Annotated in this window: 15 protein-coding genes; 7 read left to right on the top strand and 8 right to left on the bottom strand. The window is 63.9% G+C overall.

Annotated features, from left to right (window positions below; all coding sequences use genetic code 11):
- Positions 1-17 precede the first annotated feature (17 nt).
- Together QYQ99_RS01360 and QYQ99_RS01365 are read right to left on the bottom strand one after the other, a co-directional pair.
- A complete protein-coding gene (locus tag QYQ99_RS01360; RefSeq protein ID WP_302091085.1) occupies positions 18-605 on the bottom strand; it encodes an RBBP9/YdeN family alpha/beta hydrolase in 588 nt (195 codons plus the stop codon).
- 141 nt (positions 606-746) lie between these two features.
- Positions 747-1,688, bottom strand: coding sequence for a LysR family transcriptional regulator (locus QYQ99_RS01365; RefSeq protein WP_302091086.1), 942 nt, complete (start codon positions 1,686-1,688; stop codon positions 747-749).
- Between the two features lie 194 nt (positions 1,689-1,882).
- Here QYQ99_RS01365 and QYQ99_RS01370 point away from each other — a divergent pair, with 194 nt between their 5' ends.
- Both QYQ99_RS01370 and QYQ99_RS01375 read left to right on the top strand, forming a co-directional pair.
- The gene (locus QYQ99_RS01370) at positions 1,883-2,500 is read left to right on the top strand and encodes an FMN-dependent NADH-azoreductase (protein ID WP_302091087.1); all 618 of its coding nucleotides are present in this window, start codon (positions 1,883-1,885) and stop codon (positions 2,498-2,500) included.
- 231 nt (positions 2,501-2,731) lie between these two features.
- Positions 2,732-3,133, top strand: a complete 402-nt coding sequence (locus QYQ99_RS01375) for a hypothetical protein (RefSeq protein ID WP_302091088.1) — start codon at positions 2,732-2,734, stop codon at positions 3,131-3,133.
- A gap of 40 nt (positions 3,134-3,173) precedes the next feature.
- Here the strand turns inward: QYQ99_RS01375 and QYQ99_RS01380 are convergent, their stop codons facing one another.
- The 6 genes from QYQ99_RS01380 to QYQ99_RS01405 form a co-directional block, all read right to left on the bottom strand.
- Complete coding sequence (locus QYQ99_RS01380) at positions 3,174-3,953, bottom strand: SDR family oxidoreductase (protein ID WP_437439073.1); 780 nt, start codon at positions 3,951-3,953, stop codon at positions 3,174-3,176.
- A gap of 207 nt (positions 3,954-4,160) precedes the next feature.
- Positions 4,161-5,159 carry an ABC transporter substrate-binding protein gene (locus QYQ99_RS01385; protein ID WP_302091090.1) on the bottom strand — a complete coding sequence of 333 codons (999 nt, stop codon included), beginning with the start codon at positions 5,157-5,159 and terminating at the stop codon, positions 4,161-4,163.
- Between the two features lie 22 nt (positions 5,160-5,181).
- On the bottom strand, positions 5,182-5,970 hold the full coding sequence (locus QYQ99_RS01390) for an ABC transporter permease (protein WP_302091091.1): 789 nt from the start codon (positions 5,968-5,970) through the stop codon (positions 5,182-5,184).
- Positions 5,967-6,704, bottom strand: a complete 738-nt coding sequence (locus QYQ99_RS01395) for an ABC transporter ATP-binding protein (protein ID WP_302093083.1) — start codon at positions 6,702-6,704, stop codon at positions 5,967-5,969. Before QYQ99_RS01395 ends, QYQ99_RS01390 begins: the two co-directional genes overlap by 4 nt.
- A 25-nt stretch (positions 6,705-6,729) precedes the next feature.
- Complete coding sequence (locus QYQ99_RS01400; protein WP_302091092.1) at positions 6,730-8,196, bottom strand: acyl-CoA reductase; 1,467 nt, start codon at positions 8,194-8,196, stop codon at positions 6,730-6,732.
- On the bottom strand, positions 8,193-9,287 hold the full coding sequence (locus QYQ99_RS01405) for a long-chain fatty acid--CoA ligase (RefSeq protein ID WP_302091093.1): 1,095 nt from the start codon (positions 9,285-9,287) through the stop codon (positions 8,193-8,195). Before QYQ99_RS01405 ends, QYQ99_RS01400 begins: the two co-directional genes overlap by 4 nt.
- 473 nt (positions 9,288-9,760) lie before the next feature.
- Here QYQ99_RS01405 and QYQ99_RS01410 point away from each other — a divergent pair, with 473 nt between their 5' ends.
- The 5 genes from QYQ99_RS01410 (at position 9,761) to QYQ99_RS01430 (ending at position 15,957) form a co-directional block, all read left to right on the top strand.
- The gene (locus QYQ99_RS01410; RefSeq protein WP_302091094.1) at positions 9,761-11,890 is read left to right on the top strand and encodes a TonB-dependent receptor family protein; all 2,130 of its coding nucleotides are present in this window, start codon (positions 9,761-9,763) and stop codon (positions 11,888-11,890) included.
- A 619-nt stretch (positions 11,891-12,509) separates the two neighbouring features.
- On the top strand, positions 12,510-13,259 hold the full coding sequence (locus QYQ99_RS01415; RefSeq protein WP_302091095.1) for an energy-coupling factor ABC transporter ATP-binding protein: 750 nt from the start codon (positions 12,510-12,512) through the stop codon (positions 13,257-13,259).
- Positions 13,252-13,845 carry an energy-coupling factor transporter transmembrane component T family protein gene (locus tag QYQ99_RS01420; protein ID WP_302091096.1) on the top strand — a complete coding sequence of 198 codons (594 nt, stop codon included), beginning with the start codon at positions 13,252-13,254 and terminating at the stop codon, positions 13,843-13,845. Before QYQ99_RS01415 ends, QYQ99_RS01420 begins: the two co-directional genes overlap by 8 nt.
- A gap of 10 nt (positions 13,846-13,855) precedes the next feature.
- Positions 13,856-14,449, top strand: coding sequence for a biotin transporter BioY (locus QYQ99_RS01425; RefSeq protein ID WP_302091097.1), 594 nt, complete (start codon positions 13,856-13,858; stop codon positions 14,447-14,449).
- Positions 14,446-15,957 carry an AMP-binding protein gene (locus QYQ99_RS01430; protein WP_302091098.1) on the top strand — a complete coding sequence of 504 codons (1,512 nt, stop codon included), beginning with the start codon at positions 14,446-14,448 and terminating at the stop codon, positions 15,955-15,957. Before QYQ99_RS01425 ends, QYQ99_RS01430 begins: the two co-directional genes overlap by 4 nt.

Here is a 15,957-nt window from a genome sequence, read left to right on the forward strand (position 1 = left end):
ACACCTGAGCAAGGATTTCAAGCCGCCAATGCAGCTGTCTGCAAGAGCCGGTCGGAGGTCCGGGCATTCCAGCCGCCCTGCTCGGTCAGCGACTGCAGCAGTGCCAGCCCCAGCGGCCAGGCACCGAAGCCCGACTCGATATTGATATGCCCGGCGTTCTGCAAGCGCACCAGCTCGCTGCCCCAGGCCCTGGCATAAGCGCCCGCACGGCGAATGGGGCAGAACGGATCATTGCTGCTGGCCACCAGCACGCTGCGATAGGGCAGCGGCGCATAGGGCACGGGAGCGAAGTCGGCCAGCTGGGCGCGGCGCTCGGGATCGGCCGGAGCCACCAGCAAGGCACCATGCACACGCGCTGCAGCGGCCTCGCCCAGATGTGCGGTCGTGATGCAACCCAGGCTGTGAGCCACGATGACGGCAGGACGCTCATCGGCGAGCAGGACTTTTTCCAGCTCCCCAACCCAGGCATCGCGGTGCGGCACCAGCCAGTCCTGCTGCTGTACACGTATGGCGCCTTCCAGCTGCTCTGCCCACAGGCTTTGCCAATGACCGGGGCCGGAGTTGCGCCAGCCTGGCACGATCACGATGCGAAATGGGGATGTCATGCTGCCTCCTGTAATCTCGGAGCGACAGCCAAGCCAGGGGAAAAAGCCCGGCGCGCTCCTGATCTGATAACAAGGCAGTCATTGTGGGCAGGGCCTGCACAAATCCCAACGAATGTTTTGTTGTTACCTTATGGGCAGAAGCTAATGCAGCGCCGAGGCAGATGCAGCCTTCTGCGCGGCAGAGATGCTGCTGCCCGGCATGCGCTCACCGAGAAAGTCCAGAAAATGCCGGACTGCCGGTGCCAGTCCGCGCCGCGAGGGAAACACCGCATGCACAATGCCGCGCGGAGGCGCCCATTGCGGCAGCAACTGCACCAGAGTGCCCCGGTTCAATTCGTCCTGACACATATAGTCAGGCAGCCAGCACATGCCGCTGCCGGCCAGGGCGGCAAACTTCAGCGTCAGCAAATCGTCGACCACATAGCGCGGCTGCAACTGCAGCCGGTGCTCCTTGCCTTCGGGCCCGACAAGCAGCAGGCTGGAATGGCCGTCGACTGCCGCCATCGCCATGCTGTCGAGCAACTGCAAGTCCTCCAGCGACCGGGGCGTGCCCTGGCGCTGCAGCAGATCGGGGCTGGCCACCAGGATCTGGCGTGAGCTGTCGAGTCGCTTGACGACCATGGAGCCGCTGTCCTCCAAAGTGGCGCGCACGCGCAATGCGACATCCACCCCCTCCTCGACCAGATTGACAGGGCGGTTGGTGACTTGCATCTCCACCTGCACCAGCGGGCAGCGCTTGAGGAATTCGGGCATCAGCTCACCCAGCACCGTCTGCGCGAGTGTCACCGGACAGGTCACACGAATGGTGCCGCGCGGCTCGGTCTGGACTTCGGCCACGGCATCCGAGGCGGCCAGGGCCGCATCGCGCATGGCCTGGCCATGGCGCAAAAAGGTCTCCCCCACTTGCGTCAGAGACAGCTTGCGGGTGGTGCGTTGCAGCAAGCGCACCCCAAGATGGGCCTCCAACTCGGCAACACGGCGCGAGAGGCGCGACTTGGGAATACCCAGCGCCCGCCCCGCAGCAGCAAAGCCGCCGCGCTCGACCACCTCGACGAAGTACAGCATGTCGTTGAGATCCACCATGCATATATCCTTGGACTCGATTGAATTGATATTTGGAACGATCTATCGCATTTTTGCAGACTTATTGCCGAATCTAAACAAATCTACAATCTATCCCATTGCAATTCAAAACGAATCACTGTTTTGCCGCAACGCAGCATCCGGGCGGGGCAAGAAGTGCTCTCTTACTCACTTTTAGAGGTATAGGTACCAATATGCAAATCCTGCACATCGACTCTTCCATCACTGGCTCCAATTCCGTTACCCGCGCACTGACTGCCGATATCGTTGCCAGCCTCAAGCAGGCCAACCCCGAAGCCAAGGTGGACTACCTGGATCTGGCCGTGAGCGCCCCCAGCCACCTGAGCGCGCAGTCTATGGGCTTTCGCACCGGCCAGGCTGCTGCCACCGAAGTCGAACGTCAGGAAAACGCTGTCTCCGAAGCGCTGGTCAGCCAGTTCCTGGCCGCTGACGTGATCGTCGTGGGCGCCCCCTTCTACAACTTCACCATCCCCTCGCAGCTGAAGTCCTGGCTGGACCGCATCGCCCAGGCCGGCCGTACGTTCAAGTACACCGCTACCGGCCCCGTGGGTCTGGCCGGCGACAAGAAGGTCATCGTCGCTTCCGCTCGCGGCGGCGCCTACTCCACCAGCGAAGCGGGCCAGGCCATGGAGCACCAGGAAAGCTATCTGAAGGTGATCTTCGGCTTCATGGGCGTGACCGACGTGACCATTGTTCGTGCTGAAGGCGTGGCCATGGGTCCCGACGCCAAGGCTGCGGCCATGGAAGCTGCCAAGGCCCAGATCGAGCAGGCACAGGCCGTTGCTGCCTGATCGCTGACAGAGTTGCAAAAGCCGGTACCGCCCATGGCGTGCCGGCTTTTTTGCGCAACAAACTTGCTCACGACCAAGGTTTCAGACATTTCCGACTGAAGTTCTCGAAGAAAATGCCGATCTGAAGGCCTGAACCCGCTGTTTTTGATACTCTGAAAACAGTTTGATACCTATCAGGTCCGAGTCCCGGTTGACCCGGACGTGCTTTCCCAAATGCCAGCTTCCCGCCCCATGCCCACCGCCGTCCGTCAATCGCCTCAGCGCTCCGACGAAAACCTCGTCGTCACCGCTATTGCCGCGTTTTTGGTGGCAGCACTGATTCTGGGAGCGGTCGCCTATCGGTACTTCAAACATTCACAGCAGCAGCAGGAGCAGACTCGTAGCGAGCGTCAGGCCTACAAGCGCTATAACGACTATCTGGACTCCACCGAACAAGCAACTGCCAAGCCTGCCGCCAGCCCGCCCTCACCCGTACAGGCCAGCGCGCCTGCCGCAGCGCCCAGCATGGCCGAGAAGCTGCTCAGCCACCCGGCCGTCACACCAGGCCCGGGCTTCAACGCTCCGGGCGTACAGCAGACCGGTGTGGCCATCATCGATGCGATGGACCACGCCCAGGCAACCGCCAAACAGTAAGCCAAGGCCAGCAGAAAAGCACTGCTTGCCCCACGCCAGCTCAGCGCATCACCAGGCCGCCGTCTACCAGCAGCAGCTGCCCGGTCATGAAACCGCTGAGTTCCGAGGCCAGAAACAGCACCGGCCCCGCCACATCTTCGGGCCTCGCCAGCCGCCTCAGCGGCGTGGTCGCCATCAGCGATTCACGGAAAGACTCCTTGCTGCCCTGTGTGCCCTGCGTGGGATAGACCAGCCCGGGCGCCACACAGTTGACGCGGATGCCCACTGGCCCCAGCTCGCTGGCCAGATTGCGGCTGAAGGCCAGCAAGGCCCCCTTGGAGGTGGTGTAGTCGTGGTAGGCGACGACAGGCTGCTCCACCAGATTGCTGACGATGTTGACAATGCTGCCGCGCCCGCGCTGGCGCATCAGCGGCAGCACCGCACGGCAGACATTGAAGCTTGCGCCTACGGCTCCGTCGAACTGGGCCTGATAGTCCGCCCATTGCAGATCGTCAAACCGGCTGCGGCGTTCCGGATCGAACGCGTAGGGCCTGAAGGCGTTGTTGACCACGATGTCGATGCCCCCCGCTTCGCGCACGATGCCGTCCACCATGCTCTGCACCGCATCGGGCGAACCCACATCGGCCTTGACCGCCCAGGCATCGCCGCCCGAGTCTTTGCCCGCGGCCAGGCAGGCATCCACCGTGCGGGCTGCAGCCTCGTCGTTGGACAGGTAGTTGATGGCCACCATCGCCCCCTCGCGCGCAAACGCCAGGGCAATCGCAGCGCCAATGCCGCGGCTGCCCCCCGTCACCAGCACCACCTTGCCGCTCAAGCCCATTGAAGAAGACTGACTCATATTCACGCTTTCCGCTCAAACACTAGCAAGCCCCAAGCAAGAGGCAGCAAGCAAGGGCCCTGGCTGCCCCACAGCCCCGCAGCAATGCTGTCGTCCCCTCCCCCAGAGAGAGAGAGAGAGAGAGAGAGAGAGAGAGAGAGAGAGGGGAAAGGCCCGGGGCCGCCTAGGCAACACGCCTCAGGGAGAGATTTACAGCGGCACAACCACATCCGCCACCTTGATCTGACGCTGCACCATGCCCAGCGCACGATAGGTATCGGCGCCTTTTTGCAGCGCGGCCATATCGAAGCTGCCCAGCGGCTGGCCCTGGACGGTCGGCATGGAAGAGGCGTTACGCAGGCGTATCACATCCAGGTTGATATCGCGACGCGTGCCGTCGATGGCATATTTGCTGGCCAGCACCGAGGCTTCCTCGGGATTCGCCATCATCCAGGCGGCGCTTTCGCGGTAGCCCTTGACGAATGCCTTGAGCAGGTCCTTCTTCTGCTGGAACACCTCCTCACGCACCACAAACATGTCGCTGGACATATTGAGGTGGTCGCTGACCTGCATCACATTGACTTCGCCTATGCCCTTGCGCAGCCCCACCGCCAGGCCTGTATCCGTGGCGGCAGTCGCATCAACCTGCCCCTGCATCAAGGGAGCAAAGTTCAGCAGACCGGTCACGACAATGCTCACATCCGACTCCTTGAGGCCGGCTTGATGCAGCATCACCAGCAGGTTCTGGCGCGTGCCGCTGGCAAGACTGTAGACACCGATCTTCTTGCCCTTGAGGTCTGCGGGCTTGCGAATGCCCGAGGACTTGAGCGAGACCACGTTGAACACGTTCTGCGGATAGATGTCGTAGATCGCCACCAGCTTCTCGCCCTTGTCCAGAGCCATGAAGAAGGAGCCGGGGTCGGTAAACGCCACGTCGGCCTGGCCGCTGAGGATATTGCGGATCGCATCGCCGCCACCCGCACCGGGCAGATAGGCCAGCTCCACGCCGTTCGCCTTGAAGAAGCCTTTTTCGGGCTCGACCAGAATATTGGTGATCTCGCTGATGGGCTTGCTCCAGCCGGCCAGGCGAATCTTGCCCTGCAAAGGAACCGCCATGCTGGTGCCGGTCATGGCAAGGCCGCTCAGGCCTGCACAGGCGCCGAGCAGGCTGCGGCGAGAGATGAACGAAGTCTGGTTGCTGGAGTGCATGACAAATGGTTTGAAGATGCAGTCAGGCCCGATCGCCCGACTGCGAGGTTGAAAAGTGATGGGAGCGCAGCAAGCGGCGCTCCAGAACAAGGCAGGCCTGATACAGCAGCAGGCCCATGGCGGCAATCAGCACCAGCGCCGCAAACATCAGCGTGGTGTCCATCATTCCCTGGGCGGCAATGACCACCGCCCCCAGGCCCTGGCTGGCGCCCATGAACTCGGCCACCACGGCTCCGACCAGCGCCAGCACCACGGCCACGCGCAGCCCGGCCAGAATCGCGGGCAGCCCGGTCGGCAGTTTCAGGCGCAGCAAGGTCTGCACACGTGTAGCGCCCAGCATGCGAAACAGCTGCAGGCGCTGCGCATCCACCTGCCGCAGGCCCGTCAATGTGTTTTCCATCAATGGGAAAAAGCAGATCAGCGCCGTGATCAGCACCGTCGGCAGCATGCCGAAACCGAACCACAGCACAAACAATGGCGCCAGGGCCAGCTTGGGCACGACCTGGCTGACCACCACATAGGGCTTGAGCACGCGCTCCAGCAACTCGGACTCGGCCAGAGCCATGCCGGCCAGCAGGCCCACGGCACTGCCGACGAGCAGCCCCAGCAACAAGGCCTGCAAGGTCGCCCAGAGATGCGGCCAGAAATAGCCGGATGCCAGACCCGACCACAGCGACAGCGCCACTGCCGAGGGCGCAGGCAACACCAGCGCCGACAAGCCCAATTGCCTCGCAGCCAGCTCCCAGATGGCAAGAACGGCTATCAAAAGCGAGGCAGACAGCCAATGTGTTCTGTTCAGCAAGCCGCTCATGCGCCACCCCGGTCCATGGATGCTCGAATGCGCGCGCAATAGTCGTTGAACGCCGCACCATGGCGCATGCTTTGCTGGCGCGGCTGTGGCAGCGCTATCGACCAGTCGTCCACGATGCGGCCGCCATGCATGAGTGCAATGCGGTCGCCCAGATAGACGGCCTCGTTGATGTCGTGGGTGACAAACAGCACCGTCGTGCCATGCCTATGGCAGGTGCGCAGCAAATCATCCTGCAGCTCGGAGCGCGTGATGGCATCCAGTGCCGCAAAAGGCTCGTCGAGCAGCAACAGCGGCGGCTCCAGAATCAGGGCTCGCGCCAGAGCCACGCGACTTTGCTGCCCGCCCGAGAGCTGGCCCGGGTAAAGCCGTGCATGGGCGGCAAGACCCAGTTGCTCCAGCAGTTGCATGGCCGCCTGTTGATCCCGCTGCACGGGTTTGCGCTGCAGCGACACGGGCAGCAGCACGTTGTCGATCACCGTGTGCCAGTCCAGCAGTGTCGGTGCCTGGAACATGAAGCCCAGTTGCGGCCCCGGCGCTGACAGTTCGCTGCCGCGCAGCAAGACATGCCCCGACTGGGGCCTGAGCAGGCCTGCCGCCAGCTTGAGCAGCGTGGTCTTGCCGCAGCCGCTGCGCCCCAGCAGGCAGTGAAACTCTCCGGCCCCGACCTGCCAGTCCACGCCATCCACCACGGGCGCTCGTCCCGGGTAGCTGAATCGGGCCTGCTTGAACTCCATGAATGCCACGGCTGTCTCCACTCCCTCAGTCCGCATAAGCGGCCAGCGGCTGGGCCGCGAGTTCTGCCGACTGCTCGATCTCCGTCATGCGCACCAGATCCAGCAGGTTGAAGCGCCCGTCATGGTGCCAGCCGGCCTCGGGCATGCTCATGGAGCCGATGGCGCTGATGCGCGTGACGCCAGCCGCGCCCAGCAGCCCGGCCAGGCGGTACAGCTCTTCGGGGCCGGCCGCTATGCCGGCGGTCTGCAGATAGTCGCGCTGAGCGGCCACCACGGGCAGCACGGCATCGAGCCGGTCCACGGCCACCACGGCAATCGTACGGTACAGCGCGGTCGGCGCCAGGGGCTGAAGATTCTCGCTGTAGGCAACGCTCCAGGGCGCATCCACAGGCCCCAGCAGTTGGTGTGCTTCACCGCCCCACTCCATGTTCTGCTGCCAGCGGGCAAGCGCCGCCCCTTCTTCCAGATCCAGCTCGCGGCGTGCGAAACGTCGCTGCAGATTGGCTAGCTCGGCCGCCAGGTAGTCGGCAAAAGCACGCGCCGAGACCGGCGCCCCACGCTGCACATAGAACACATGGGGCGAATAGCAGCCCTGCTGGTCATAGCGCATCACGTCCCAGGCCGCCAGCCTTGCCATGGCCGGAGCCTTGAGCGTATCCAGCGCCTGCGCATCAATCAGGCCAAAGCCCAGCTTGTGGCCATGGGGCAAAAAGCGGGTCGTCACGGGCAGGCGACGGCGCAGCGCATCCAGCGTCTGGTTGCCACCATAGGCCAGCACCGTATCGGCCTGGGCATAGAGCGCGTCGGCCTCCTCGCCACCAGCACCGCGCCACCACACCACGGCCAGGCAATCGGCCAGCGGAGGGTGGACTTCAGCCAGCAGGCGAGCAAACCATCCCGCAAACAAGGGCTCGGCACTGGCCAGCTTGCCGATCGCAGGGGCCTTGACCAGCAAGCCACAGACCAGACTCCACAGTGACAGCGCAGGCACGTTGCCAGCCCAGCTATGCACCAGCAGATCCGGGCCGAAAGCACGTACGGCCCCGCCCTTGGCTGCCGGTTGAAAGCCATCGAGCACTGCCGGGTTGGCAAAATCCTCGGCCACAAAGCGCTTGAGCTGCGCTGCACGAAAGGTCTTGAAAAATCCTGTCAGCCCCAACCGCACCATATCGGCGTCATAGCCGCTGACCACGGGCAGCCAGGCTTCGGCCTGCTGGCGGTAGATGTCGTTACGGTCCAGCAGGCGAGCCATCGCACGATCGACGGCATCGATGATCTCGGCCACCGGCATGGCACGCAGATGAATGGCCGCCGCCTTGCGCACACGACAGGCCAGAGCCTGCATCTGCGGCGCCGTCAGCAGCGGAACGCTGACTTGCAGCCCTTCGCCGTCCCGAGACTTGAAGTCCAGCGTCTGCCACTGCACTTCATCGTCACCGAGGCCCGGCAGATAGCCAGCCCTGATACGCTGCACCTTGCGCTGCTCGCTCATGCGCCGGCAGCTTTCACAAACTCTTCAACCGCCAGCGAGCAACCCTTGGCTGCGGCACCCTCGGCGCGCCCCAGCAGCAAAAAGCCGTCTTTCTCCTGCGGGCCGGCCCACAGGCCCACATCCTCGGTCAGGATGGTGGTCACCGCGTTGTAGTTGGCCAGATCGCAATGCACCAGAATGCCGCGCTCACCAGCGGCCACATCCCGCCCTGTGATCGGCTCGACCAGGCGCGAGCGAATCCAGTGCGGGCCGGACTTGACCGAAGGCAGCACCGCATTGCCATCGTCATAGAACTGGGTGCTCAGCTCGGTCATGCCATACATATTGATGCACAGGCTGCGCGGCACGCCCAGCAACTGGGAAAGCTCGGCATAGAACTGCTCAAGCGGCAGCTCGCGCGACTGCCCCTTGTAGCCGCCCGTATCCAGCACGCGGCTGCCTGCGGGCAGGCGAAAGCTGCGGCCCTGCGCACGCAGGGCATCCATCACATGGACCAGGCTGAAGCTCGCGCCCAGCAGGGCAAAGGGCTGGCCGCTGCGCTCGGACTCTTCCAATGCGGCGCACAGGGCCGGCATGTCCAGCCCTTCCGAGTTCAGATAGTAGCGGCTGGCTGCCGAGCCGAATTCGGAGCGGGCAAGTGCCAGATAGTGGGCCAGCGAGGAATTGGGCATGGCCTGCTCGTCGGGAAACAGAATGCCCATGGGCATGCGCTCCAGCCCCTGCATGAAACGCCTGGAGAAATAGCGCTTCATGGACAGGTCGTAGACATCGAGCTGCGGATGGAAATGACGTCCACGTGCGGCGCGCCCCGTGGTGCCGCTGGTCATGAATACGCGCTCGCCGGGCGATGGCGGCTCGCTGCGCAGCTCCATGGCCTTGAAGGCATCGATGGGCACGGCCGGAACATCGCGCCAGCTCCTGACATTGCGCAGCGTGGCACCGCGTCGCTGGCAAAAGCTGCGAAACGGCGCATTGCATTCGTACTGGTAGGCGAAAAGGCGCAGGGCGAGTTGATTGAACTGGTCGTCGGTGCAGTCATCCATTGCGATGAAAGCAAGCAGATCGGCGACCAGCGAAGCGGCCTTGTCCATGAAATTCCTTCGAGAGCGGGGACATCATGCTCCGAGGGCTTGCTGACCATGCGAGAACGCACTGCCCTGAGGTCAGCTTGCAAGCTCTTCTTCCGCCGGTATGAACCGGGTCAAGTTCGCGGGTGTAGATCTCAGCACTGGTGTGCACCCCGGAGCGCGGCGCCATCTTACCCCAACGGCATCGCTGCAAGGGGCCGGAGCCGGCGCATGAAAGTCGCGTCACTTGTAACCTGGGGTAAGGCTCCAGCACGGGCAAGAAGGACATCCAGGGCAAAAACATCAAAATACGGCTGCCCAAATACAATCGCCCCAGCACCGCAAGCTGCCTGAGACGCAACCTGCCACTGCGCCGACAATGGCGCAGGTACGCCATGCCTGAAAGCGCGGCATGTCGCGGCGATGGACTGCGTCAGCAGACGCTTGCAAGCCATCCAGGGCACTGAATGCCCACCCCAAGCCCCAGAGATATTCACATGCATTTTTCGCGCCTTTGTCATCTGGCAGGCTGGCCTGTGGCCGCCGCCGGACTGCTGCTGACGGCACAGTCCGCAATGGCCCAGCAAGCCACCGCCCAGCCAAACCTGCCCCAGTTGTCCGAAGTAACCGTGCGCAGCACCTTGCAGGAGTCCGCGCTTGAGCAGACCCCGGCCTCCGTCACCGTGCTCGACGGCGAGCGCATGCGCGAGCGCAATCTGCAGGTCAATCTCTCGGAGTCCCTGAGCGCAGCTCCGGGTCTGCAGTTGCAAAACCGCCAGAACTACGCGCAAGACCTGCAGCTATCCATTCGCGGCTTTGGCGCTCGCTCCACCTTCGGCGTGCGCGGCATACAGATCTATGTGGACGGCATCCCCTCCACCATGCCCGATGGCCAGGGCCAGACCAACAATATCGATATCGCCTCGCTGGAGCGCGTGGAAGTGCTGCGCGGCCCCTACTCCGCGCTCTATGGCAACGCCTCGGGCGGCGTGATCAACGCCTATACCGAACGCGGCGAGGGCGCGCCCTCGGTGGAAAGCAGCTTTGCGCTGGGCAGCGACGGCCAGAAGCGCCTGGGCCTCAAGGCCAAGGGCGAAGCCAACGGGATTGGCTATGTGCTCAGCGCCAGCCGTTTTCTCACCGACGGCTACCGGGCCCAGAGCGCAGCGGACAAAAACCTGTTCAACGCCCGTATCGACGTCAAGCCCGACGAATACAGCCAGCTGACCCTGGTGGCCAACCATGTGGACATCGATGCCAAGGACCCCGGCGGCATCACGCCCAAGGACTGGGCGGCAGATCCGAAGGCTGTGGCGTCCAACCCCTTGCTCTACGACTCGCGCAAAAGCGTGAAGCAGACCCAGGCCGGCCTGACCTACGAGCGCGAGCTTGGCGCAGGCCAGGCGCTACGCCTCATGGCCTATGCCGGTCAGCGCGAAATGATGCAGTTTCAGTCCACACCCAAGGCATCGCAGACCGGCTACAGAGGCGGGGTGATCGGTCTCAAGCGCGACTATGGCGGCATCGATGCGCGCTGGAGCGGCAAGTACGAGCTGGGCAGCGGCAGCCTGGGCCTGATTGCCGGCCTGTCCGCCAACACCGTCAGGGAAGATCGCCAGGGCTACAAGAACTTTGTGGGCAACCAGCTGGGCGTGGTCGGCGCGCTGGTGCGCGACGAGCGCAATACCCTCACCAGCGTTGACCCCTACCTGCAGGCTTCCTGGGCCTTTGCACCACGCTGGAAGCTCGATGCCGGTCTGCGCTGGAGCAATGTGCAGTTCCAGTCGCGCGACCATTTCCTGGCCGACAAGGACGATAGCGGCAATGCCGGATTTCACAAGCTGCTGCCGGTTGTTTCGCTGCAGCACGAGCTCAATCAGGACACCAATATCTATGCCTCGCTGGGTCGCGGCATGGAGACACCGACCTTCAACGAGATCTCGTACCGCCCCGATCTGGTGGGTGGCCTGAACTTCGGCCTCAAGCCTGCGATATCGACCAGTGCCGAGCTGGGCATCAAGCAGCGCTTCAATATGGCCGGACTGCGCGGCGACTGGTCTGCCGCGCTGTTCCAGACCAGCACCGACAATGAAATCGTGGTGGCCAGCAACGACAATGGCCGCACCTCCTATCAGAACGCAGGCAAAACCCGCCGCCGCGGCATGGAGCTGAGCACCAGCGCCTGGCTGATGCCCCAATTGCGCCTGAACGGCGCGCTGACCATGCTCGACGCCAGCCTGCGCAGCGGCTATTGCGACAGCAAAGGCCAGGACTGCATTCCCGCCGGCAACCGCATTGCCGGCACTGCCAGACATCTGGGCTACCTGGGGCTGGAGTGGCTTCCCGCCACCGACTGGCGTGTGGGCCTGGACTGGCGTCATGTGGGCCGTATCGCCGCCGACGACAAAAACCAGGTCTACGCCCCCAGCTACAACGTGGCCAGCCTGAGCGTGGGCTACACCCGGCGCCTGGGTGCCTGGAAGCTCAGTGCTTTTGCCCGCATCGACAATCTGGCGGACAAGAACTATGTGGGCTCGGTCATCGTCAACGAAGGCAACGGACGCTACTACGAACCGGCCCCGGGACGTCAATGGATGACGGGTGCCAGCCTCAGCTACCAGTTCTAGGCAGGTCATCCGCATTGCCGGACAGCAAAAAGCGGGCCCAGAGCCCGCTTTTTCTATATCCGGACGGCTCAAAAGTGATTTTTTTCAGAAAAATTTTGGTGCTTGCAAACTGCCTGTCTGAGCCCGAAAACCGCCAATCTCGCGCCGGCTTGACTGCCTCACGGCAGCGGCCCGCCGCAGCTTGCGCTCATCGGCCGTGCAAGCTGCGTCAAAACATGGCTATCCACGGCCAACCTCACGAATCTTCACGCCAGCGCTCGTGCAGTTTGAGCGAAGTTAGCCCCTGAAGCAGGCAAGAACGACACACAGAAACTCTTCACTCTGCAACACGCTGTCATCAGGCGCACAACTGCGACGAAATGCGGGCCCAATGGCAACAGACAGCCGCCACAGGTAAAGAAATCATTTCTTATAGGAAATTCACATAAAAAGAGCTCAGATGGCCGTCTTTTGAAAGCAAATTCACAGCGCTAGAATCCGCCACCAACGCTGCCTCGTATGTTTGAAGCCGGGGCACAGTTTCAGACTCTCCCCGTATGTCAGCCCTTTTCGTTTCTTGCCATCCACATTCCAGCCCGGCGTCTTGCAGCCCAGCCCTTGCCGCCGCAGGAGCTTGCGCATGAGCGACGGTTTGCAAAGCCCCACCCAACAGGGCGTGCAGCTGGTCGACATACGGCTGCAGCGTGGCCAGACCCAGGTGTTTGACGGCCTGAGCCTGGCCCTGACGCAAAAGCGCATCGGCGTGATCGGCAACAACGGCGCAGGCAAATCGAGCCTGTTCCGCCTGCTTTGCGGACTTGAGCTGCCCCAGGCCGGACAGGTACTGGTGGATGGCATGCCCTTGCTGCAGGCGCGCCAGCACAAGCCCGGTCTGATCGGCCTGATGTTCCAGAACCCGGACGACCAGATCATCTTCCCCACGGTGGAGGAAGAGCTGGCCCTGGGCCTGCGCCCCCAGGGCCTGAACAAGCAGCAGGCCAGAGCCAGGGCGCGCGAGTTGCTGGCCGCACGCGGCCTGGCCCACTGGGCCGAGCGGGCCGTCAGCAGCTTGAGCCAGGGCCAGCGCCAGCAGGTGTGCTGGCTCTCGCTGCTGATTGCCGCGCCCCAGTTGCTGCTGCTGGACGAGCCCTTCGCCAGCCTGGACCTGCCCGGTCAGGCCCGCCTGGCCCAGGATATCGCTGCCGCGCCGCAACAGGTGCTGGTCTCCACCCATGTGCTCGATCATGTGCGCGACTTTGAACGCGTGATCTGGCTGGAGCAAGGCCGGCTGCGCGGCGACGGAGCGGGCCGCGACATCTGCAGCGCCTACGAGACCTCCGTGCGGGAGCAGTTGCTGAAGAAAAGCGCGCACGGAGACCTGCATGGGTAGTCTCTACAGCGAAGTTGCGACCTGGCTGCATCGCTGCTCGGCCGGCCTCAAGCTCTTGCTGCTGGCAGCGTTCGGCACGCTCTTGTTCTTGATAGCCGACCCCTGGGTGCTGGCGGGCTGCGGCGTGGCGTGCCTGGTTCTCTGGATATCGCTGGGTCAGGCCACGCAGGTGGCGCGCCGGCTGATGCGCTCGGTGATCGTCGCGGCGCTGCTGGTGGCGGGCTTTCATGTCTTCATGGGCAACCCTGTGCTGGCAGCCCTCAGCAGTCTGCGGCTGGTCTGCGCCTCGACTCTGGGCATTGTGCTGACCATCACCACGCGCCCCAGCGATCTGGTCGAGGTGCTGGAATGGCTGCTGGCCCCGCTGGCCCGCCTGGGCATCCCCACCGAGCGCGTGGCCATGCAGCTTGCACTCATGCTGCGCTTTACCGAACATTTCTTTGTGCAATGGACAAAGCTGGATGAGGCATACCGCCTGCGCACCGGCAAAAGCGGCGGCCTGCGCCTGATTGCACCGCTGACGATTCATATGCTGCAGGCCACGCGCCGTGTAGCCGACGCCCTCTGGGCAAGACTGGGTTTCTAGGAGAGCATTGATGACTACCACCCCCTCTCACACCGTATCGCGCGGCGGCGCACGCTCCATGGCTCAGGTATCTCTGTTCGCCGCCCTGATGGCCGTGATGGGCCTGATTCCCAAGATCGACCTGCCGTTCGGCGTGCCCATCACCATCCAGTCGCTGGGAGTGATGCTGGCAGGCGTCATGCTCGGTCCCTGGCGCGGCCTGCAGTCCATGGCGCTGTTTCTCGCAGCCGTGGCCGTGGGCCTGCCCCTGCTGTCTGGCGGCCGCGGCGGCATCGGCGTCTTCATGGCACCTTCTGCCGGCTATCTGATCGGCTATATGCTGGCCGCCGCCGTGACCGGCGCCATCATGGCCGCTCTACCGCAAAGCACGCCGCGTCGCACGGCGCTGAGCGCCTTCATCGCCTCCTTGATCGGCGGCCTGCTGTGCCTGCATGCCTTTGGCGTGCTGGGCCTGATGCTGGTCGCCAAGATGAGCCTGAGTCAGGCCTTTGCCGTGACGCTGGCCTTTGTGCCCGGCGACTTCATCAAATGCATTCTCTGCGCCATCATCGTCCACACCGTCGCGCGCGGAATGCCTGACTGGCGCTTTGGCGGTCGCCAGTGAACGCGCTGTCCGCTGCAGCGCCGCTGCAGGGCTTGTGGCAGCTGGTTCATGGCCCGCTGGCCCATTGGGCGCAGCACCGGCCCGATGTGGTGGCCCTGCAAAGCGAGGCCGATTCCTGGACCTTTGGCCGGCTGCATGCCGAGGTCGAGCAGCGCTCGGCACGCCTGGTGGCCCAACGCGCGCCGCAGATGCTGATGCTGGACGCCGGCCGCTCCACGCTGGAGCGACTGGTGGACTTCCTGGCCGTGATCCACAGCGGCCGCTGCGCAGCGGTCGCCGACCCCGACTGGCAACCGGCCGTGCGCCAGCGCATTGAAAGCTGGCTGCCCAAGCAGCCCTGCGAGCTGGAATCGGCAGCGCCGACGGCAGCCTTCTACACCGGCTTTACCTCGGGCAGCACCGGCCTGCCCAAGGGCTTCAAGCGCCACCATCTGTCGTGGACGGAGAGCTTTCGCGTCGGGCTGCAGGATTTCGGCCCCGTCGTGGCCCAGCGCACGCTGGCACCGGGGCGCATCTCGCACTCGCTGTTTCTGTTCGGGGCCATGCAAGGCATCTGGTATGGCTGCGGCGCCGTCATGCAGGAGAAGTTCTCGGCCTCGCGTTGCCTCGCAACCTTGGCGCGTGGCGATACCCACTGCCTCATCGCCGTACCCAGCCAGTTGCTGCTGATGCTGCAATGGGCCGAGCATAGGCAGCTCGCACCGATTCCCGAGGTCGAGCTGATCACCATCAGCGGTGCGCGCTGGATGCGCTCCCACACGCCGACGCTGCGCGCCCTGTTCCCCAAGGCCCGCATCATCGAGTTCTACGGAGCCTCCGAGGCCAGTTTTGTCGCCTGGATGGATGCCGACGAAGCCAGCGGCCCGCTGGCCGTGGGCAGGCCGTTCAGCAATGTGGAGCTATCCATTCGCCCCACTGGCAGCGATGCCGCCGAGAATGCGCTGGCCGAGCATGGCACCCGCCACGCCAGCGACGGCCTGATCTATATCCGCAGTCCCATGCTGTTCATGGACTACGTGGGCGATGCCCATGACGCGACGGCCGTGCTGCGCGACGGCGATTGGCTGTCCGTGCGCGACATGGGACATATCGACGAACGCGGCATGCTGTGTCTGGCGGGCCGCCAAAGCCGCATGATCGTCACCCAGGGCAAGAACCTGTTTCCCGAAGAAGTGGAAAACCTGCTGGCCAGCCACCCGGCGATTGCCCAGGTCTCGCTGCACGGCCAGGCCGATGCGCTGCGCGGCCTGCAGGTACACGCGGTGCTGCAATGGAGGCCGCAGACCGAGGTGCCAACGGCCCTGGAGATCAACCAGTGGCTGCGCGAGCGCACCGAAGCCTTCAAGGTGCCGCGCCAGTGGTGGATCTGCGAGCACTGGCCGTACACAGCCAGCGGCAAGACCGATCACGGCCAACTGGCCCAGGCCCTGCGCGCCCGGATGACAGCGCCTGCGGACGCGGCCATATCCCCTGCCCTGCTCCCCGCATTGCGGCCGTGGCAGAGTTAA

This window comes from Comamonas testosteroni (assembly GCF_030505195.1).
Classification (GTDB): Bacteria; Pseudomonadota; Gammaproteobacteria; order Burkholderiales; family Burkholderiaceae_C; genus Comamonas; species Comamonas testosteroni_G.